The organism is Glutamicibacter sp. AOP12-B1-11 (assembly GCF_052379245.1).
Taxonomy (GTDB): domain Bacteria; phylum Actinomycetota; class Actinomycetes; order Actinomycetales; family Micrococcaceae; genus Glutamicibacter.
The window spans coordinates 69112-87769 of sequence record NZ_JBQSYL010000004.1; the positions used below are offsets into that span (position 1 = coordinate 69112).

Consider the following 18658-nt stretch of genomic DNA (forward strand, 5'->3'; position numbering starts at 1 on the left):
ACAAAACGCTTGCGAGGATGTTGGCGGGTTACGCTTTGACCCGCCGTGTGCTAGGCGCGTAGACTTGAACAGCGTGCCATGGCTTTGTTGTGTCCGCATTCATGTTCTACCCCCTTCGAAATTCCGGGACTTCCGGGGTTTCGACTGATCAAATCTATCCACATCGGAGTCCCTACTACATGACCATCACCTCGAACGAGAACAGCAGCGCACCAGTTGTCGCAATTAACGACATCGGATCCGCTGAGGACTTCTTGGCCGCAGTCGATGCCACCATCAAGTACTTCAACGATGGTGACCTCGTCGAAGGCACCGTCGTCAAGGTTGACCACGACGAAGTTCTGCTCGATATCGGTTACAAGACCGAAGGTGTCATCCCTTCCCGCGAGCTTTCCATCAAGCACGACGTTGACCCAGGTGAAGTTGTCACCGTTGGCGACAGCGTCGAAGCCTTGGTCCTGACCAAGGAAGACAAGGAAGGCCGTCTGATCTTGTCCAAGAAGCGCGCTCAGTACGAGCGTGCCTGGGGCGACATCGAGAAGATCAAGGAAGAAGACGGCGTCGTTACCGGTACCGTCATCGAGGTTGTCAAGGGTGGCCTCATCCTGGACATCGGCCTGCGTGGCTTCTTGCCAGCATCGCTCGTCGAGATGCGCCGTGTGCGCGACCTGGCTCCGTACATCGGCCAGGAAATCGAAGCCAAGATCATCGAGCTGGACAAGAACCGCAACAACGTTGTGCTTTCCCGCCGTGCATGGCTCGAGCAGACCCAGTCCGAGGTCCGCTCGACCTTCCTCAACAAGCTGGAAAAGGGCCAGGTTCGTCCGGGCGTCGTTTCCTCCATCGTCAACTTCGGTGCATTCGTGGACCTTGGCGGCGTAGACGGTCTCGTCCACGTTTCCGAGCTGTCCTGGAAGCACATCGACCACCCATCCGAGGTTGTCGAAGTTGGCCAGGAAGTCACCGTCGAGGTTCTCGAAGTCGATCTGGACCGCGAGCGCGTTTCGCTGTCGCTGAAGGCTACCCAGGAAGATCCTTGGCAGACCTTCGCCCGCACTCACGCGCTGGGCCAGGTTGTACCAGGTAAGGTCACCAAGTTGGTTCCATTCGGTGCGTTCGTTCGCGTCGAAGACGGCATCGAAGGCCTTGTCCACATCTCCGAGCTTGCAGTGCGCCACGTTGAACTGGCCGAGCAGGTTGTCTCCGTGGGCGACGAGCTGTTCGTCAAGGTCATCGACATCGACCTGGAACGCCGCCGCATCTCGCTGTCGCTCAAGCAGGCTAACGAAGGCGTGGACCCAGAGGGTACCGAATTCGATCCAGCTCTGTACGGCATGGCCGCAGAGTACGACGAAGAGGGCAACTACAAGTACCCAGAGGGCTTCGACCCAGAGTCGAACGAATGGCTCGAGGGCTTCGACACCCAGCGCGCCGCTTGGGAGGCACAGTACGCTGCCGCTCAGGAGCGTTGGGAAGCTCACAAGAAGCAGGTTGTTGCCGCAATCGCTGCCGACGCAGAAGCAGAGCCTGCTGCTGCCGGCGAAACTGCCGCAGCTGCTGCTCCAGCATCGTACTCCTCGGAGGCTCCAGCCACCGATGCAGGCACCCTGGCTTCGGACGAAGCACTGGCTGCCCTGCGCGAGAAGCTGACCGGCAACTAATTTCTGTTGCTGCGCTGAGCTTAGCGTCAAGCTAGGCAAGTACTGAGAGGAAAGGTCCAACCCGCTCCGGGTTGGGCCTTTCCTTCATTTAACTGCTCTTTTCCAGATGCGGTTCATCCAGGCTGCGTAGGGGGCGTATTGAAGATCAACCCAAAGGTGGAGTGCAAGCATAAAGTCCGGCCTATAGACTAAATCATTGTTAGCGGGTAGTCGAGGCCGGTGAGGATAAGCAATGGCTCAGTTGAAGGCGAGATACGCCTCGGAGGGAGTGCGGGCGGCGCAAAGCAAGCCTGTGCCGTTCTACTCGGTGACCGAGGAAGAGTGGCGCAGCATCCCGCGCGACATCCCCAATGTGATCGTCCTGCTCGCGAGCTGGCTGCCGCTGATCGCGTTGAACGTTTACCTGTTCCGCTTCGCCTACCGCGATCGGGAAGAGCTCGAACTGGGCGGACTGCTGACCTTCTCGGTGATCGCCGCATGCGTTGCGGTGATGTGGGCCGCCTGCCGGATCGCGCCCTGGCTGGCTTTGACGGCGACGGCCGCGCTGTATCTGATCCTGCAGCCAGTGGGTGTGCCGCAGCTGGTGCTGCTGGGCAGCGGCGCCTTCTTCGGGCTGCTGGCGCTGACGGGACTGTTCAATCAGCTGCGCTTTATCGCCAGGTTGCGTCGTTGGCGTGCTCTTTCAACCTCCACGGTCGATATTCCGCCCGAGCAGCGCTCGCGGTTGCACGCCTACCGGCAATTGCCGAAAACGTTGTGGTATCTGGCGCTGGGCTCGATGATCTACCCCTTGCTGAAGCTGGTCTGGCAGTTTTTCACCGATGCGAAGCAGGTGGTCAACGCGCTGGATCGGGATCGCATCGACTCCCTGGTCATCGGAGTCATGGCATTGGCTCTGTGCCTGGTCGTGGTGCTCGTGCGGTTCATCGAACAACGGCTGGCCGGGCACCTTGCACTGGAGATCCCGCTGGCCCGGGGATATGGACCGCTGAGTTTCACCGCGGTGGGCAAGGTGGTGCCGGCCGAGCCGCTGTCCGGGGGCGGATGCGACTGCACGGATCCGGGCCGGGAGCCCAAGACGCTGGAATACGGGCAATTCGCCGAATGCCTCGATAACTGCCGGGTGCATGGGATCGCGGCGGTTAATAACTTGAGCCCCGCCGAATTCTTGCGCGTGGCCGATCAGCCATGGGTCTGGGGCGAGCATGTCAGCGACCGTCTGGTGCGGCGCGGGGACCGGATGGTGATCGCCGGGCTCAGCGGCTGGGACTCGATGCCGGTGCGTTTGGAGGTGCGTACGGTGTTCGGCCAGGGCCGCCAAGCGGCCGCGAACTACCTGCCGCGCCGGGCCGCGGAACCGCGCAAACGCCAGACGCGTGGACTGCATTGGCGCGATGGAGCGGATAACACCATGCAGGTCGAACAGTTTGACCCGGCCGCACTGCCGGAGTTCGAGCGGATCTCCTTGGCTGGCGCCGGGATCGATGGCTATGCGGTGCGGGTGCGCAGCAAGCGGCCGTTTATCTGCGGGCACCCGGTAGGCTAGGCCGCGCGGCGGGCATTGATGCTGTTGCGTTGCGGAGTCTGCGTCGGATCGACGAATTTGGGCAGGATGACCTGCGGGACGCCGCCGTTGGAGGCAACCTTCAGCACTCCGGCATGCACGTCGTGATGATGCCCGGTGCACAGGCAGCAGCCCAGGTACACCGCGGTGGGTCCACCGTTTGACCACCACCAGATGTGGTGGAGTTCGCAGTGCTCGGGCGGCACGGTGCAACCGGGCACAATGCAGCCACGGTCTCTGGCTTTGATCGCCCGGCGCATGTACTTGGGGAAGTTTCGTTGTTCGCGGCCGATGTCCAGGATTTCTCCGCGGCCGCCGAGCACCAGGGGAATGATCTTCGCTTTGGCCAGGGCCTGTCTCAGGTCGGTGGGCCGCATTTCAAAGCCGCTGTCGGTCACCCCGTGGGTTTTGGCCAATCCGGTCAGCTCCGCCAAGGTCAGATGGACCATGATGGTAGGCTGAACCACCGGGATCTCGAGGTCCGCCGGGGCGAGCGCCTCGCCGGGTGTGCCCGCGGAGGGCTTCTGCGCGGTGCGGGCGGTCAGCAGCCGGCTGAGCTTCTGGCTATTGACCGTCAACAGGTTCATCAGCCCCTGCAGTCGGCGCCGGGCGACCGTCGCCTCCACCAGCGGGTTCCAGGTGCTCGCCGCGGCCTGTTCGTCGGAGACGAAATCCGGGTGCTCCGGGATGGTGCCCGATGCGTGGGCCGATTCGACTTGGCGGCTGGCGGCGCCGGCCTCGGTGCGCGGATTGTCCGCCTGCGAAAGCAGCGATTCGAAGGCATCGGCGTCCAAGGCGGAGAGCCGGACCTGGTAGACGATGAGCCCATCCTTTTCACCCTGGCGGTAGATTCCGGCAGCCGACTCCGGCTCGAGCTCGGCAGCAGTGGCCTTGGCGGATTTGATCAGCTGGTTCAACTTCTTGGACCGGGTTTTCGGTTCCGGCTCCTCCAGCAGTTCCACGGCGGCTTCTTCGACCAGCTGCCCGCTGGCATCCTGCGCACAGGCCGTGCCGGGTGCGTCGAATTCTCCCGGAACCGGTTCGAGCTTATGCAGCCGGCGGGCGGCGCTCAGCGTTTCGCGCGGGTCGGCGCCGCGGGTCGCGAAGCGTTGGGCGAGGCGGGGGAATTGCGCCGGGTAGCGGTTTCCCTGCTGGTCGAATTGGCAGATGACCAGGTGCGCGTCCTCCACCCGGCGGCGGGCCTCGAAAATGTCGAGGTTCAGCCAGGCGGCGAGGAGTTCCGTCGCGCCCTTGTAGCTGGGGCGGGACTCGGCGAATGCCGGGGCGGTGGCGTAGTCGATGGCCTGCGCGCGCAGCGCGTCGAGGGTGGCGATGTCCAAGCGGTGCGCGCCGCTGGCTTCGACCAGGTGGGCGCAGTGGGTTTGGGTGCGGACCGCCTCATGGGCCAGCCGTTCGGTGTGCGTGCTCAGGGCCAGCGCGGCCCGCGGGTCGGTGAGCGTGGTGCTGGCGGTGCGCAGGGCGGGCAGGATATCGGCGGCGAGCGAGGACAGGGCCAGCAGCTCGGGGGTGGAAAGTTCCCCCGAGCCGGCCAGCTGCGCTTGCAGATCCGCGACGGTCTGCTCGATCCTCGTACTCATGGCTCCAGTGTGCCCGGGGCGCGGTCCGAAGCGCGCGGCCGGGTTCCGGGGTGTGGATAAGGTCAGCGGCGGCGAACGGAGCGGGTGACGGTGAAGGTGGAGTTGCGGGCGAGCTGCTCGGTGGGGCCGATGCGCCGGGCGAGCTCGCCGCGGTAGCGCAGGTGCGAGTTGAAGACGCAGAGCAGGATCCCGCCCTCGGCCAGCACGCGGGCCGCCTCGTCGATCAATTTCAGCGCGATGCCGGCGTGGACCGTGTTCCCGATGTGGAAGGGCGGATTGAGCGTGACCAGCGTGGCGCTGGCCGCGGGGTGCCGGGCCAGGCCGTCGTCCTGCACGGCGCTGATCCGTCCTTCGAGCCCATTGGCGGCGGCCGAAAGCCGGGTGGAGGCGACCGCCGAGGCCGAATGATCCGAGGCGTCCACGCGCAGCGCGCGGTGGGTGAGCGCGGCGTAGACTCCGATGGAGCCGTTGCCGCAGGCCAGATCGAGCAGCGTGGCATGGTCGGAGAGCTCCGGCAGGTTCTCCAGCAGCAGCCGGGTGCCCGGGTCCAGGCGTTGCGCGCCGAAGGTGGCCGCCCCGGCGCGCAGGGTGAATTCGGTCCCGTTCACCGAATGCGTGGCCGCGAGCGGGTAGGCGCCCGACGGTGCCCCGGGCAAGGGGGTGTGCACGGTGAGCACGCGGGCCTTCTGCCGGGCGTGCGAGACCTCCAGGGCGGCGAAGCGCTTGGCCAGCAGCTCGTTCATCGTGCGGTTCATATGCTTGAGCATGCCGCCGGCGTGCACGATGGTGTGCGCGTCGCACTGTGCGGCGATGGCGGCGGCCTGCTCCTCGAGCACATCCAGCCCGCGCGGCAGGCAGAGCAGCACCAGGGTCGCGCCGCGGGCTACCTCATCGAGCGCGCGGAATTCCAGACGGTCCGCCCAGTCCGGGGCCAGCCGTTGCAGGTTCGCGCTGATCGCCCGCGCGGAGGTCAGCGAGTCGGTGTGCACCTGCACCCGGCTTGCGCCGGAGGCCAGCGCCCCGAGGGCCAGCGCGCCGTAATGGTCCCCGATCACGGCCACCGTTTCCGGCCAGTGCGTGACGGTGTCCAGGATCAGCCGGTCCGCGGCATCGGCGGCGAAGAGGTTCTCCGCCTCGATATCGGGCCAGCGGCGCAGCTGCGCCAGGAGTTCGCGGCTCATAGGTCCACCCATCTGGTGTCGATCGGGCGCAGCATTCCGGCGCCGGAGGTCAGTGTGGCGATGGCGGTGCGCAGCGCCTGGGCGTCACCGGGCTCGTCGTTGATGCCGATACGCAGCACCGCGTCGGTCTCCCGCCAGAGCGTGTCGCCCAGCTGGTAGCCGGCGGAGCGCAGCTCGTTTTCCCAGCGGGCGGCCAGCGCATGCGCGGCGGGCAGCTCGAAGAGGCGCAGCCGTTGGCGGGTGCGCAGGGCCGCGTGGTTCAGCGCCTGGGAGACGGAGTCGGAATAGGCGCGGACCAGGCCGCCGGCGCCGAGCTTGATGCCGCCGAAGTAGCGCACGCAGACGGCGAGGACATCGGAGAGGTCAGCGCCCTGCCCGGTATCGCGTTTGGCCAGCGCCTCGAGCATCGGGATTCCGGCGGTGCCCGAGGGCTCGCCGTCGTCGTTTGAACGCTGGGTCATCCGATCCGGGCCGATGATGAACGCGCTGCAGTGGTGGCGGGCGTCGAAATGGGTTTTGCGCAGCGCCGCGAGATGCGTCCGGGCGGCGGCCTCGGATTCGACGCGGAAGAGGTAGGTGATGAAGCGCGAACGCTTGATCTCGACCTCGTGCACGCTGTCGCCGCCGAGCGTGGTGTAGCGGGTGGCGGCCGAGTCGTTGGTGTTCATCGTACTTAGTTTATAGGGTGGTAGACATGATCCATGTGGGACTGACCGGCGGCGTGGCTTCCGGCAAATCGGCAGTGGCGGCGCGTCTGGTGGAACTCGGCGCGGTGCTGATCGACGCGGACAAGCTCGCCCGGGAGGTTGTTGCGCCCGGAACGCCGGGCCTGGAGGCGATCCGGGCGGCCTTCGGGGAGGGCGTTTTCGCCGCCGACGGGTCGCTGGACCGTGCGGCGCTCGGTGCGCTGGTCTTCGGCGACGAGGCCCAGCGGCGCAAGCTCAACGCGATCGTGCACCCGCTGGTGCGCGCCCGGGCGCAGGAGCTGCGCGCGGCCGCGGGGCAGCAGGCGATCGTGGTGGAGGACATTCCGCTGCTCGCCGAATCCGGGCAGGCGCAGGATTTTGACACCGTCATCGTCGTGCAGGCCCCCCGCGCGGAGCGGATCCGCCGGATGATCGAGGACCGCGGGTGGACCCGGGCGGATGCCGAATCCCGGATGGCCGCCCAGGCCAGCGACGCGCAGCGTGCGCAGATCGCCGATCATCTGCTGCATAATGAGGGGACACTCGAAGAGCTCCGCGCCCGGGTGACCGAACTATTTGAGAAGGAACTGCGCCGCTGATGCTGAAAATTTCGAAGTGGACGATGCTGGCGAGCTTCGCGCTCGCGCTGGTGCTCTGGCTGGGCTTCGGGGGCCGGGCGGAATATGTTGCCTCCAATGGCCCCTACTCGCCGGTGGTGTATCTCTCCGGCTGGATCGCCCTGCTCGGGCTGATCGCCGCCACGGCGCTGACCGTTGGGTTCTTCGGCGCGCAGATCCGCCGGACCGCGGCGCGCAATGCGGTGCGCACCGGCACCCGGCTGGGCCGCGGCAGGTAATTTCGCGATCGGCATGCCCCCAAGCGTAGGCGAGTGTCGGTGCGCCTCGTTATGCTGGAGGCATGAGCCTTGCACAGCCGATCAAGCGCGTCGTCGCCCCCTTCGAAGTCGTCAGCGAATACACCCCCGCCGGAGATCAGCCCACCGCCATCGCGGAGCTGACCCAAAGGCTCAACGGCGGCGAGAAGGACATCGTGCTGCTCGGCGCCACCGGAACCGGCAAGTCGGCGACCACCGCCTGGCTGGTGGAGCAGGTGCAGCGCCCCACCCTGGTGCTGGTGCAGAACAAGACGCTCGCCGCGCAGCTGGCCAACGAATTCCGCGAGCTGATGCCGAATAACGCGATCGAGTACTTCGTCTCCTACTACGACTACTACCAGCCCGAAGCCTATGTCGCGCAGACCGATACCTTCATCGAAAAGGATTCCTCGGTCAACGAGGAGGTCGAGCGGCTGCGCCACTCGGCGACCAACTCGCTGCTCACCCGCCGGGACGTGATCGTCGTCGCCACGGTGTCCTGCATCTACGGGCTGGGCACCCCAGAGGAGTACGTGGAGGGCATGGTCACGGTGCGCCGGGGCGAGGAGCTGAACCGCGACGCGATGCTGCGCCAGTTCGTGGCCATGCAGTACACCCGAAATGACATGGACTTCCACCGCGGCACCTTCCGGGTGCGCGGGGACACCGTGGAGATCATCCCGATGTACGAGGAGCAGGCGCTGCGCATCGAGTTCTTCGGCGACGAGGTGGAGGCGATCTACACGCTGCACCCGGTGACCGGGGAGGTCATCCGCGAGGAAACCGAAATGTACATCTTCCCGGCCAGCCACTATGTCGCCGGCGCCGAACGCATGCACAAGGCGATCAAGACCATCGAAGACGAGCTGGCGGCGCGGCTGAAGGAGCTGGAGTCGCAGAATAAGCTCGTCGAGGCCCAGCGCTTGCGCATGCGCACCACCTATGACCTGGAAATGATGGAGCAGATGGGCTTCTGCAACGGCATCGAGAACTATTCACGGCATATCGACGGCCGCGAGTCGGGCAGCGCCCCGCACTGCCTGATCGATTATTTCCCCGATGACTTCCTGCTGGTGATCGACGAGTCGCATGTGACGGTGCCGCAGATCGGCGCCATGTACGAGGGGGATATGTCGCGCAAGCGCAACCTGGTGGAGCATGGCTTCCGGCTTCCCTCGGCCATGGACAACCGCCCGCTGAAGTGGGATGAATTCCTCGAGCGCGTCGGGCAGACCGTGTATCTTTCGGCCACCCCGGGCAAGTACGAGCTGGGCAAGGCCGATGGCTTCGTGGAGCAGATCATCCGTCCCACCGGGCTGATCGACCCGGAGATCATCGTCAAGCCCACCAAGGGGCAGATCGATGACCTGCTCGACGAGATCCGCGTGCGCGTGGCCCGCAATGAGCGCGTGCTGGTGACCACGCTGACCAAGCGGATGGCCGAGGACCTGACCGACTACCTCACCGAGCACCAGATCCGCGTGCAGTACCTGCACTCGGATGTGGATACGATCCGCCGCGTGGAGCTGCTGCGCGAATTGCGCATGGGCTCCTTCGACGTGCTGGTGGGCATCAACCTGCTGCGCGAGGGCCTGGACCTTCCCGAGGTGTCGCTGGTGACGATCCTGGATGCGGACAAGCAGGGCTTTTTGCGTTCGGCGACCAGCCTGATCCAGACGATCGGCCGTGCCGCGCGCAACGTGTCCGGCCAGGTGATCATGTACGCGGACAAGGTCACCGATGCGATGGAAAAGGCCATCGAAGAAACCAACCGGCGCCGGGAGATCCAGCGGGCGCACAACGAGAAGCATGGGATCGACCCGACCCCGTTGCGCAAGAAGATCGCCGATATCACCGATCAGCTGGCCCGCGAGGATGCCGACACCCAGGAGCTGCTGAGCAACAACCGGTTGGCCAAGGACGCCAAGCGCAAGGCCGCGCCGATCCGCAAGGATGGTCTGGCCGCCGCGCCGGCGGAGGACCTGCTCGGGCAGATCGAGCAGATGACCGAGCAGATGCATGCGGCGGCCGCCGAGCTGCAGTTCGAGCTGGCCGCGCGCATTCGCGACGAGGTGGGGGAGCTGAAGAAGGAACTACGCCAGATGAAGGACGCCGGGCACGCTTAACACAATGTTAATCAGCGCCGTCCGTGTACCCTCTGACTAGCGTGGATGCAGGCGCTGGAGGTGCAGGAAGGGTGGTGGCGCGGCAGTGGGGTGCCCCGCCCGGGGCGCGCGCTAGACCGCCTGTAGGCTACAATTGAATCTCGTACGTAGGGGAGTATCCCAAATGCTGTGAACGTCAACACGCGGACCATCGAAGTTTCGCCGGGCGCAGCAGCCGAACACGAATTGATTTGTGACGGCGGAGAGACTTGCGAATCTTTGTCCTACCCTTACGACGAAAGGCTGCTCTTCTGTGGGCACTACAGGGTTAACTATCCAATTTGAAATCATTGCCTTGGTGGCGCTGTGCGTCATCCTGCTGCTTGATTTGTTGTACGTCGTGCGTCGACCGCACGAACCATCGATGAAGGAAGCCGGGCTTTTTGTCGGTTTCTACATCACCTTGGCGCTGATCTTCGGCGGCATTGTCTGGTGGCAGGCTGGCTCCCAGATCGGCCAGGAGTTCTACGCCGGCTGGATTACCGAGTACTCGTTGTCCATCGACAACCTGTTCGTCTTCATCATCATCATGACCCGCTTCGCGGTGCCGCGTAAGTACCAGCAAGAGGTGCTGATGTTCGGCATCATCATCGCACTGGTGCTGCGTGCGATCTTCATTCTCGCCGGCGCGGCCATGATCGAGCACTTCTCCTGGGTCTTCTACATCTTCGGCGCCTTCCTGCTCTGGACCGCTTGGCACCAGCTCAAGGACGACGATGAGGATGAGGGCAGCGAAAACGGCCTGGTCAAGAAGCTGACCAGCAAGATGCCATTCGCCAAGGAGTACGACGGCAACAAGCTGCGCACCGTGGTAAACGGCAAGAAGTTGTTCACTCCAATGGTCATGGTCTTCATTACCATCGGCATGACCGACCTGCTGTTCGCGGTCGACTCCATTCCGGCGATCTTCGGGCTGACCGATTCGGCATTCATCGTCTTCACCGCGAACATCTTCGCGCTGATGGGCCTGCGCCAGCTGTACTTCCTGCTTGGCGGCTTGATGAACCGCTTGGTCTTCCTGAAGCACGCACTGAGCTTCATCCTGGCCTTCATCGGCGTCAAGCTCGTATTCCACGCCTTGCATGAGAACGAGCTGCCGTTCATCAACGGCGGCCAGCACATCGACCTGCCATGGCTCGACATCAGCACCTCGCTGTCGCTGATCGTCATCCTGGCGACCATCGTTATTGCCACGGTGCTCTCGCTCTGGACCCCATTGGGCCGCAACGCGGCCGCCAAGGCCGAGGCTGCGGAGGCCGAAAAGGCTGCTTCCAATGCTTCGATCGAACGCGATCAGGACTCGGGCAAGTAGTCCGAACCCGAATCGGGAAATCACCCGCCGTATTCCATCCTCACCGATGGAATACGGCGGGTTTTCTGTTCTCTGGGTAACATAAAGCCGCAATTTACATAGGTGGCCTATGTAAATCTGCTAGGTTGTACTTGTGACAAGCGAAGAAGATCCCCTGGCCGGCCTCGCGGGAGGCCTGACGCTCTTTTCCGGGGCGATGTCCCGGCTGCTCGGCCAGGCCGCTGGCGACGGGCGGTCGGTCACCGCATGGCGGGTGCTCTCGGTGCTCCACCGGCAGGGACCGCAGCGCGTGGGGGATCTGGCCGTGCAGCAGCGCATCGCCCAACCGAGCATGACCGGGTTGGTGATGCGCCTGGAAAAGGACGGACTGGTGCAGCGTGCCGCCGATCCGCAAGACGGCCGCGCCTCGCTTGTCTCGGTGACCGAGCTCGGGGTAGAAGAGCTCACGGCGTATAGGCAACGGGCGATCAACGCGTTGACCGGCAGCATCGAAGCGATGACCGAGCCGGAGCGGGAGACGCTCAACCGGGCGCTGCCGCTGCTCGAGCGCATGGTGCTGGAACTGGCCGAAAACCTGGATCGCTAGCCCCGCGCCGCACCTGCCAAAACAACTAATAATTCGCAGAAGCTGGCTTTATGACGAAAAATACTCAACCGCGCAATCCGCTGTTGCACCAACCAAAATCCGTGTGGGCCATCGCCTTCGCCTGCATGGTCTCGTTCATGGGAATCGGGCTGGTCGATCCGATCCTTCCGGCGATCAGCCGAGACCTGGACGCCACGGCCTCGCAAACCATGCTGCTGTTCACCAGCTACCTGTTCATCACCGGGTTGGCGATGTTCTTCACCAGCTGGGTCTCCACGCTGATCGGCGTGAAGCAGACCCTGCTCGGCGGACTGGTGCTGATCGTGCTCTTCGCCGCGCTGGCCGGGGCCAGCGGCTCGATCAACCAGATCCTCGCCTACCGCGCCGGTTGGGGACTGGGCAATGCGCTATTCATCTCCACGGCCCTGGCCGCCATCGTCGGCGCCGCCAGCGGTGGCAGCCGGCAGGCGATCGTGCTTTACGAGGCGGCGCTGGGCGTGGGCATGGCGGTGGGGCCGCTGCTGGGCGGGGTGCTCGGCAGCCTGTCCTGGCGCGGACCGTTCTTCGGCACCGCCTCGCTGATGGCGATCGGACTCATCGCGATCCTCGCATTCCTCAGCTTGCCGGACAAGCCCGCGGGCCAGCTGAAGATCTCCCCGTGGGCAAGCTTTGCGGCCCTGCGGAATCCCGCCCTGCGCACCATGGCGCTCACCGCGGTGCTGTACAACTTCGGGTTCTTCGTGCTGCTGGCCTATTCGCCCTACCCGCTGGAGGCCGCCGCCAAGACGCAGGGAATCGAATTTGGCGCCGCGGAACTTGGTTGGGTGTTCTTCGGCTGGGGACTGTCGCTGGCGATCACCTCGGTGCTCGTCGCCCCGTTGCTGACCCGGCGTTTCGGCCTGCGCCCCATCATGTTTGCCGCGCTGAGCCTGCTGGGACTGCTGCTCGCCTCGATGGCGGTGTTGCACACGCAGCTGAGCGCGCTCATCGCGCTGATCGTCGTCGCCGGCCTGGTGCTGGGCATCCTCAACACCGCGCTGACCGAGGCGGTGATGGAAGCCACCGAGCTGCCGCGCAACGTGGCAAGCTCCACCTACTCGGGAGTGCGTTTCCTGGGAGGAGCGATCGCCCCTGCGGTGGCCGGACCGATCGCCGCGGCCATGGGGGCCGGCGCGCCCTACTGGTTCGGCGCCGCCGCCGTGTTCGCCTCGATCCTGGTGCTGGGACTGCTCGGTGGGCACCTGTCCCACCTCGGCGCCGGGGCGCACACGGGGCCCGAGGAAATAGCTGCCGCCGATACGGTGGCTCCCACCGGTTCGACCCGCTAGCCGGGCTTAAAACGATGCTGGGGCCTGACTTACCACTTAAGGTAACTCAGGCCCCAGCCGTGTTTAACTGATACTTAGTTCGTCGGAGTGAGGATGATGCGCAGTGGCGCGAGCAGCGCCTCTTCCTCGGCCGGCAGCCCGAAGGTCTCCGCCAACATCACGATGAATGCTCCGCCCATGGTGGGGTGCAGCATGTGGTGGTTGGTGTAGATCAACGGGATTTCATCTTCGTCCTCTTCGGGGTCCACTTCGTAGGCCTCGGTATCGATGGGACGTGCCAGAACCAAATGGTCGCCGTTCTCAACGAACAGCAGCTCGTAGCGGTAGCCATCCTCGTAGAGCAGCACACTGTTCGGCTTGTCCGAGGGGCCGAAGTACTCGGGGTGCTCGGCCACGAAAGGCAGTTCGGAAACTTCCTGCCAATTCTGCGCCAGGTTCACGAAGTCGGTGAGCCGTTCGGCGAAGTCCTCGGCGGTGAGCGGGAACTCCGGGTCGAAGGTATAAACCGGCTCGAAATCAGCGTCCGAATCATCCAGTGCGGAGGTCGTGGCGAAAATTGCTTCACCATGCAGAACCAGAGCGAAGTCAATTTCGGACTCGACGAACTTGTAGACCAACGCGTCCTCTTCGGCGCGATCGATCGTCATGTTGTATGGCAGGTGTGCGGCTGCGATGATGCCGTCAAATTCTTCGACCTTCGAGACCAGATCGTCTGGAACATCGACACCATTAGTATTGTTTCCCATAGTGTTCCTTTCGACCTATATATCGGGCTAGCTGCCCTTGAGCGAAAACCTAGCACGCGCGGCGTGCGCGAACAGCATCCGCCACACCAGTTGCACCAAGGCCCGCCAAAGCGAAGGCGCCAAGCAACTTCGAGGTTGGTTGGCGCCTTTGCTTGTGTGCCAGTCTAGCCACCGCGGAGCACCGGCGATAGTGCTCAGTCGCCGGCCGCTGCGGCTTCCGGGTCTTCCCCGTTAGTCATCGCCAGCAGCCGGCGGAAGATGGCCGGACCGTCATCGCCGATTCCGTCGTGGTGGAAATCCTCGGTGACCCAGGGTTGCAGGCCCTTGACTTGGGAAGCGGTGCGCAAGGACAGTTCGCGGTCGACATAGACGTCATCGTGGTAGACGGCGGCCGCGACCGGGACGGTGTTGCGCGCGAGCACGTCGAGGTCGTAGAGCGGGCCGAAATGTTCGTGCTCGGCTAAAATCCGCGCCACCTCTTCGAGCGGGCGCAGCGCGGGATCTTCGGTGAAATGCCAGCGGTAGACCATCTCACCGGTGAGCAGCGGGGTGTCCGCCTGCTCGGCGAAGTCCGGATACTCCTCCAGTACCTGCTCCGCGGCCCGCTGGGTCGCCGAACCTTGGGCGTAGATGGTTTCGTGCATCAGCGCGTAGAGCGGATTGGCGGCGAAGGAGGCCTGGGCGTACAGGGCGGACAGGAAGGCATCCGAGAGCCGGGGGCCTCCCGGAGTCGGTGCGAAGGCCTCCTCGAAGACGTGGTGCAGCAGGTGCACGCGGGTGTTGCCGCCTAGGAACATGCCGAGCATCTGCACCAGCTGCACCGTGACCTTGCGCCCGTCGGGCAGCAGCTCGTCGTCATTGTGCCGCAGGTGCTCGTAGATCCTGTGCAGGGTCTCGAAGTCTTGCGGGTACCAGGAGAAGTATTCGCGGTTGCGTTCGGCCATGCGCTGGTAGGTGGCCCGGTACACGGTCTGCGCATCGGCATCCAGGGAGGCGAGCCCGCCGGTGACCAGGCTGCGTTCGAGGGATTCGGGGAACATCGACAGGTAGGTCAGCGTGCAGAACCCGCCGTAGCTCTGCCCGAAGGTGCTCCACTTCTCGATGCCCAGCTGCTCACGCAGCGCCTCGGCGTCGCGCACGATCGAGTCGGCGCGGAAATGCGTGAGGTAGCGCGCTTGGGCGGCCGCGTCGCCCCGCAAACCCAGCGTCTGGTGGTTCGCCGGGGTGGACAGGCCGGTGCCGCGCTGATCGAGCAGCAGCACCCGGAAGTGCTTGACCGCTTCGGCCAGCCAGCCGGACAGGGAGCCGGGGCGCGGGGCTTTCCCGCCCGGGCCGCCCTGCAGGAACAGCAACCATGGCTTGCCCGCATCGGTGCTGATTTCGCGGGCGAAGACGGTGATCTTCTCCCCGCCTGCGGTCCCATGCTCCAGCGGGACTTCGATGCGGTGCTCGGTGACGTCCATGCCGCGGTAGTGAATCATCGGGCCATCTCCTCTAGTGCGGGGCCGTCCAGGCGGCGGGTGCTCCAACCGTCCATGGTGGAGGAATGAATCGAATCGTAGAAGGCGATCGCCGGGGCGTTCCAGTCAAGTACCGCCCACTCCAGCCGGCGGTAGCCGCGCGCCACGCAGATCTGCGCCAAGGTTCTGAGCAGCGCGGTGCCGGTGCCCTTGCCGCGCTCGCTTTCCTGCACGTACAGATCCTCCAGGTGGATGCCGTGGCGTCCTTCCCAGGTGGAGTAGGTCGGGAACCACATCGCGATTCCGACAAGCTGCCCGGACTCGTCCTCGGCGACGTGGGTGAAGACCTTCGGATCCTCGCCGAAGAGGTGTTCTTCCAAGTCCGCGACCGTGTTCTTCACGGCGTCTGGTTCTTTTTCATACACCGCCAGCTCGTGGATCAAGTCGAGGATTCGCGGGCAGTCCGCAAGGCGCGCTTCTCTGATTCGTGACATGTGCTTAAGCTTACCGCCGTCGTGCGGCTATAACGTCGGTGACCAGTCCTAAGGTGGAATCCATGATGGGTGGACACCACGCCATGAGCGGCGCAGCCGCATGGCTAGCAATAACAACTCCGGTGACCGTTGGATCCGTGAACCTGGGATTCGGCGCATTGCACATGGAGCGGTGGGAAACCCTCGCCGGGGCGATCGTCTGCGCCGGGGCGGCCCTGCTGCCCGACGCCGACCATCACAACGCCACGATCGCCCGTTCCCTGCCGCCGATTTCCAATATCCTCGCGCGGATCATCGGGAAGGTCGCCGGCGGCCACCGCAACGGGACGCACTCGATCCTGGGCATCTTGTTCTTCATTTTTGTGGCCTGGCTGGCCGACTCGTGGTCGATGGAAGTGTCCCAGCTCGGGGTGGTGTATCCCGGCGCAGCGCTCTTTGCGATCCTGCTGATTTCCTTCGCGGTGAAAAGCGTGAAATTCATGCCGCCCTTGCTGTGCTGGGTGATTGCCCTGGCCGCCGGGGCGTTTGTCGGCATGAACGCTCCGCTCGAACGGGCCTGGTTCCCGCTGGCGGTCACCGCCGGGGTGATCGTGCACATTCTGGGGGATATGCTCACCATCGGCGGGTGCAACTTGCTGTGGCCGATCAAGATCGGTGCCCCGCGGTGGTTCCGCAGAATACCGGTCATCGGGGACTGCTGGAAAGCTAACGGGCGGGTCGCCTTGCCGATCCTCGCCGAAACCGGTTCGAAGGCCGAATGGATCCTTGCCAGCCTGATGACATCCTATGTGGCCATAGCGATCATCTTGGCTTAGCGCGTGCGCTCGTACTCGATGATGCTCACTCCGGAATCAAAGGTCCGAGTGCGCACCGGGACAAAGGGCAACGCGGCGTAGCCGGCGGCACCGAACAACGCGATTCCCGAGCCGAAGACCAGCGGGTGGCGTTTGAGGATGAGCGTGTCGATTTCCTCGCTGAGCGCTCCGGCCAATTGCCCGCCGCCGCAAAGGTAGATATCTAGCCCGGCATCCTGTTTCAATTCGCGTACCTTGCCCACCGGGTCGCCGGTGAGTTCAATGTGCTCCGGGACCGTGCGCGCGGAACGCGAGACCACAATCTGCCGAAGATGGGTGTAGGGGCTGTCGAGGCCGCCGTAGATTTCGGGATTGTAGGTATTCCAGCCCATCAGCACGGTGTCGAATTTGGTACCCGGAGCGCTGGTTCCAAGGGCCTGGTGAATATGTGCGGGTACCGCGTCGGCGTATTCGCCAAGGATCGGTTGCATGTGGTCTCCCTCGGTGGGAAACGCCGCAAAACCGCCATCGGGCGCCGCGATATAACCATCCAGGCTCACCGCCACATAGTAAACAAGCTTTCGACCCATCGCGCACACCCTTCTTCGAACCGGTTCTCGGCCCGGTAATTTTCACATGCTAACACGCACGGAATACGGCCGCTAGGGAACCGGGCCTGGGCGGTGTGCCCAGAGTGAAAGCCCTTTGTTGTGGCCTCTGCCACTGCTGTACTTGGGAGCATGAAACTTCTTGTGCTTGGCGGAACGATGTTCCTATCGCAGTACGTTGCCCAATTCGCGTCGGATGCCGGGCACCGGGTCACTTGCGCGGCCCGCGGGGAAAGCGGGGTGGCTCCGCAGGGCTGCGAGTTCATTTATTGGGACCGGAACGAGCCGGCGCCAGTCGAACTCACCGCCGGGCAATTCGACGCGGTGATCGATGTCTCGCGAACCCCGGCGCACGTACGCCGGGCCACGCAAGAGCTCCGCGCCGATCATTGGGTCTTCGTGTCCACCATCTCCGTGTATGCCGATCTGTCGCACCCCGGCGGAACACCAGCCGACACCAAACTATTCGAACCGCTGGAAAGCGACGGCGGGCAATCAACGGCCGAATCCTATGGGGCGATGAAGGTTGCCTGCGAGCAACTCATTGGAGAACTTCACGCGCCGGCCGCGATCATCCGGCCGGGACTGCTCATCGGGCCCGAGGATCCCACCGGCAGGTTCAGTTATTGGCCGGAGCATGCGGCGCGCAGCCTAGCGGACGGCTTGGAACTATTGGTGCCGCTTGCCGCCGAAGACCCGGTGCAGGTACTGGACGCGCGCGATCTGGCAACCTGGCTCATCGAGCTCGCCGAGAATAAATCCACCGGAACCTTTGACGCGGTGGGCCCGGCAACTTCGCGCCGCGAATTCATCGCGCAGATCTTCGAGGCGCTGGAAGGCGAGCCAAGGGTGCACTGGGCCGATGCTGCGTCGCTGCACGAGCAGGGCGTGGTGCCATGGAGCGGGGAACGCTCGCTTCCGCTGTGGCTTCCGGATCCGGCGGTGGCCGGCATGCTTGATCGCGATCATCGTCCGGCTCGGCAAGCGGGGCTGCGCACCCGGTCCTTAGCGCGGACTAGTCTTGACACGCTTCAATGGCTCAACGGAACAGACCGCGCACGGACCGGTCTGAGTCGTGAAGAGGAGGTAGGCGTCCTGGAAAATTTGGCCGCCGCCGCGCGCGGAACCAGCCGCTAGGCCACGCGCCGTAGCGAACCGCGTATTTTAATTATTCCCCGGACGGGGCGGTTCGCCGGTTTAGGGCTGAGGCAACCCTTGCGCCTGGGACCGTGGTTTCCAGCTCTGGTACAGCAACCACGTACCCGCAACAGTCAATGCCACCTGCAGCAGCGTGGCCAGCAGACCTTCGGCGGTGAACAGCACCGCGTGATTGCTAATGAGACTCAGCCATGCGAGGAACATGACGAAACTGCCGATCTTGCGCAGCCTGATTGGATTCATGGGACAAACAATACCGTCGAATCCACGCAAAAGGTTAGCCGTGACAGGTTAATTTCCGCCGAATTTTTTTCGGCTGCGTTTGACCGTGGGCAAGTACCCGCTAGAGCTATCTGATAGCCGGCCGGACTAGGAGATATGGAAAAACCTTGCTGCTATAAAAGTGGCGGTTCTCATGCACCTGCATCAGGTACATGACAACC

General features: G+C 64.2%; 18 protein-coding genes. 10 read left to right on the top strand and 8 right to left on the bottom strand.

Annotation, left to right across the window (positions count from 1 at the left end; all coding sequences use genetic code 11):
• The first annotated feature begins 179 nt into the window (after positions 1–179).
• Both rpsA and ACT3UQ_RS03410 read left to right on the top strand, forming a co-directional pair.
• The gene (gene rpsA, locus ACT3UQ_RS03405; protein WP_105552334.1) at positions 180–1661 is read left to right on the top strand and encodes a 30S ribosomal protein S1; all 1482 of its coding nucleotides are present in this window, start codon (positions 180–182) and stop codon (positions 1659–1661) included.
• 232 nt (positions 1662–1893) lie between these two features.
• Entirely contained in the window at positions 1894–3207 is a 1314-nt protein-coding gene (locus ACT3UQ_RS03410; RefSeq protein ID WP_444636488.1) for a hypothetical protein, read from the top strand.
• Here ACT3UQ_RS03410 and ACT3UQ_RS03415 read toward each other — a convergent pair.
• The 3 genes from ACT3UQ_RS03415 to ACT3UQ_RS03425 all read right to left on the bottom strand — a co-directional run bounded on the left by ACT3UQ_RS03415 (position 3204) and on the right by ACT3UQ_RS03425 (position 6672).
• The gene (locus ACT3UQ_RS03415; protein WP_444636489.1) at positions 3204–4823 is read right to left on the bottom strand and encodes an HNH endonuclease signature motif containing protein; all 1620 of its coding nucleotides are present in this window, start codon (positions 4821–4823) and stop codon (positions 3204–3206) included. The two genes, ACT3UQ_RS03410 and ACT3UQ_RS03415, sit on opposite strands and share 4 nt — an antisense overlap.
• A gap of 62 nt (positions 4824–4885) precedes the next feature.
• A complete protein-coding gene (locus tag ACT3UQ_RS03420) occupies positions 4886–6004 on the bottom strand; it encodes a class I SAM-dependent methyltransferase (protein WP_181148235.1) in 1119 nt (372 codons plus the stop codon).
• Complete coding sequence (locus ACT3UQ_RS03425) at positions 6001–6672, bottom strand: IMPACT family protein (protein ID WP_105552330.1); 672 nt, start codon at positions 6670–6672, stop codon at positions 6001–6003. Before ACT3UQ_RS03425 ends, ACT3UQ_RS03420 begins: the two co-directional genes overlap by 4 nt.
• A gap of 26 nt (positions 6673–6698) precedes the next feature.
• Here ACT3UQ_RS03425 and coaE point away from each other — a divergent pair, with 26 nt between their 5' ends.
• The 6 genes from coaE to ACT3UQ_RS03455 all read left to right on the top strand — a co-directional run bounded on the left by coaE (position 6699) and on the right by ACT3UQ_RS03455 (position 12955).
• Entirely contained in the window at positions 6699–7289 is a 591-nt protein-coding gene (coaE, locus tag ACT3UQ_RS03430) for a dephospho-CoA kinase (RefSeq protein WP_105649596.1), read from the top strand.
• A complete protein-coding gene (locus tag ACT3UQ_RS03435; RefSeq protein ID WP_105552329.1) occupies positions 7289–7546 on the top strand; it encodes a hypothetical protein in 258 nt (85 codons plus the stop codon). The genes coaE and ACT3UQ_RS03435 overlap by 1 nt, the downstream gene beginning before the upstream one ends.
• A 62-nt stretch (positions 7547–7608) precedes the next feature.
• On the top strand, positions 7609–9690 hold the full coding sequence (gene uvrB / locus ACT3UQ_RS03440; protein WP_096285200.1) for an excinuclease ABC subunit UvrB: 2082 nt from the start codon (positions 7609–7611) through the stop codon (positions 9688–9690).
• Between the two features lie 292 nt (positions 9691–9982).
• The gene (locus ACT3UQ_RS03445) at positions 9983–11041 is read left to right on the top strand and encodes a TerC family protein (protein ID WP_105568920.1); all 1059 of its coding nucleotides are present in this window, start codon (positions 9983–9985) and stop codon (positions 11039–11041) included.
• A gap of 133 nt (positions 11042–11174) precedes the next feature.
• Positions 11175–11627 (top strand): MarR family winged helix-turn-helix transcriptional regulator, encoded by a 453-nt coding sequence (locus tag ACT3UQ_RS03450; RefSeq protein ID WP_096285196.1) that lies wholly within the window; start codon positions 11175–11177, stop codon positions 11625–11627.
• 50 nt (positions 11628–11677) lie between these two features.
• Positions 11678–12955: an MFS transporter gene (locus ACT3UQ_RS03455; RefSeq protein ID WP_444620551.1), complete on the top strand. Its 1278-nt coding sequence runs from the start codon at positions 11678–11680 to the stop codon at positions 12953–12955.
• 74 nt (positions 12956–13029) lie between these two features.
• Here ACT3UQ_RS03455 and ACT3UQ_RS03460 read toward each other — a convergent pair whose 3' ends face one another.
• The 3 genes from ACT3UQ_RS03460 to ACT3UQ_RS03470 form a co-directional block, all read right to left on the bottom strand.
• The gene (locus ACT3UQ_RS03460) at positions 13030–13701 is read right to left on the bottom strand and encodes a hypothetical protein (protein WP_105568922.1); all 672 of its coding nucleotides are present in this window, start codon (positions 13699–13701) and stop codon (positions 13030–13032) included.
• 194 nt (positions 13702–13895) lie between these two features.
• On the bottom strand, positions 13896–15182 hold the full coding sequence (locus ACT3UQ_RS03465) for an alpha/beta fold hydrolase (RefSeq protein WP_444636490.1): 1287 nt from the start codon (positions 15180–15182) through the stop codon (positions 13896–13898).
• Entirely contained in the window at positions 15179–15655 is a 477-nt protein-coding gene (locus tag ACT3UQ_RS03470) for a GNAT family N-acetyltransferase (RefSeq protein WP_444636491.1), read from the bottom strand. The genes ACT3UQ_RS03465 and ACT3UQ_RS03470 overlap by 4 nt, the downstream gene beginning before the upstream one ends.
• Positions 15656–15717: 62 nt before the next feature.
• On the opposite strand from ACT3UQ_RS03470, the gene ACT3UQ_RS03475 reads away from it, so the two are divergent.
• Positions 15718–16470 (top strand): metal-dependent hydrolase, encoded by a 753-nt coding sequence (locus tag ACT3UQ_RS03475; RefSeq protein WP_105568925.1) that lies wholly within the window; start codon positions 15718–15720, stop codon positions 16468–16470.
• Here ACT3UQ_RS03475 and ACT3UQ_RS03480 read toward each other — a convergent pair.
• On the bottom strand, positions 16467–17039 hold the full coding sequence (locus ACT3UQ_RS03480; protein WP_105568926.1) for a dihydrofolate reductase family protein: 573 nt from the start codon (positions 17037–17039) through the stop codon (positions 16467–16469). The genes ACT3UQ_RS03475 and ACT3UQ_RS03480 overlap by 4 nt on opposite strands.
• Positions 17040–17189: 150 nt before the next feature.
• Here ACT3UQ_RS03480 and ACT3UQ_RS03485 point away from each other — a divergent pair, with 150 nt between their 5' ends.
• Positions 17190–18194 carry an NAD-dependent epimerase/dehydratase family protein gene (locus ACT3UQ_RS03485; RefSeq protein ID WP_444636492.1) on the top strand — a complete coding sequence of 335 codons (1005 nt, stop codon included), beginning with the start codon at positions 17190–17192 and terminating at the stop codon, positions 18192–18194.
• Between the two features lie 60 nt (positions 18195–18254).
• Here the strand turns inward: ACT3UQ_RS03485 and ACT3UQ_RS03490 are convergent, their stop codons facing one another.
• Positions 18255–18458 (bottom strand): hypothetical protein, encoded by a 204-nt coding sequence (locus tag ACT3UQ_RS03490; protein WP_105552320.1) that lies wholly within the window; start codon positions 18456–18458, stop codon positions 18255–18257.
• Positions 18459–18658: the final 200 nt, after the last annotated feature.

Bases quoted from the DNA above. Each gene is read 5' to 3' on its own strand.
- rpsA (WP_105552334.1), top strand. From the start codon at position 180: ATGACCATCACCTCGAACGAGAACAGCAGCGCACCAGTTGTCGCAATT.
- ACT3UQ_RS03410 (WP_444636488.1), top strand. From the start codon at position 1,894: ATGGCTCAGTTGAAGGCGAGATACGCCTCGGAGGGAGTGCGGGCGGCG.
- ACT3UQ_RS03415 (WP_444636489.1), bottom strand. From the start codon at position 4,823: ATGAGTACGAGGATCGAGCAGACCGTCGCGGATCTGCAAGCGCAGCTG.
- ACT3UQ_RS03420 (WP_181148235.1), bottom strand. From the start codon at position 6,004: ATGAGCCGCGAACTCCTGGCGCAGCTGCGCCGCTGGCCCGATATCGAG.
- ACT3UQ_RS03425 (WP_105552330.1), bottom strand. From the start codon at position 6,672: ATGAACACCAACGACTCGGCCGCCACCCGCTACACCACGCTCGGCGGC.
- coaE (WP_105649596.1), top strand. From the start codon at position 6,699: ATGATCCATGTGGGACTGACCGGCGGCGTGGCTTCCGGCAAATCGGCA.
- ACT3UQ_RS03435 (WP_105552329.1), top strand. From the start codon at position 7,289: ATGCTGAAAATTTCGAAGTGGACGATGCTGGCGAGCTTCGCGCTCGCG.
- uvrB (WP_096285200.1), top strand. From the start codon at position 7,609: ATGAGCCTTGCACAGCCGATCAAGCGCGTCGTCGCCCCCTTCGAAGTC.
- ACT3UQ_RS03455 (WP_444620551.1), top strand. From the start codon at position 11,678: ATGACGAAAAATACTCAACCGCGCAATCCGCTGTTGCACCAACCAAAA.
- ACT3UQ_RS03460 (WP_105568922.1), bottom strand. From the start codon at position 13,701: ATGGGAAACAATACTAATGGTGTCGATGTTCCAGACGATCTGGTCTCG.
- ACT3UQ_RS03465 (WP_444636490.1), bottom strand. From the start codon at position 15,182: ATGATTCACTACCGCGGCATGGACGTCACCGAGCACCGCATCGAAGTC.
- ACT3UQ_RS03470 (WP_444636491.1), bottom strand. From the start codon at position 15,655: ATGTCACGAATCAGAGAAGCGCGCCTTGCGGACTGCCCGCGAATCCTC.
- ACT3UQ_RS03475 (WP_105568925.1), top strand. From the start codon at position 15,718: ATGATGGGTGGACACCACGCCATGAGCGGCGCAGCCGCATGGCTAGCA.
- ACT3UQ_RS03480 (WP_105568926.1), bottom strand. From the start codon at position 17,039: ATGGGTCGAAAGCTTGTTTACTATGTGGCGGTGAGCCTGGATGGTTAT.
- ACT3UQ_RS03485 (WP_444636492.1), top strand. From the start codon at position 17,190: ATGAAACTTCTTGTGCTTGGCGGAACGATGTTCCTATCGCAGTACGTT.
- ACT3UQ_RS03490 (WP_105552320.1), bottom strand. From the start codon at position 18,458: ATGAATCCAATCAGGCTGCGCAAGATCGGCAGTTTCGTCATGTTCCTC.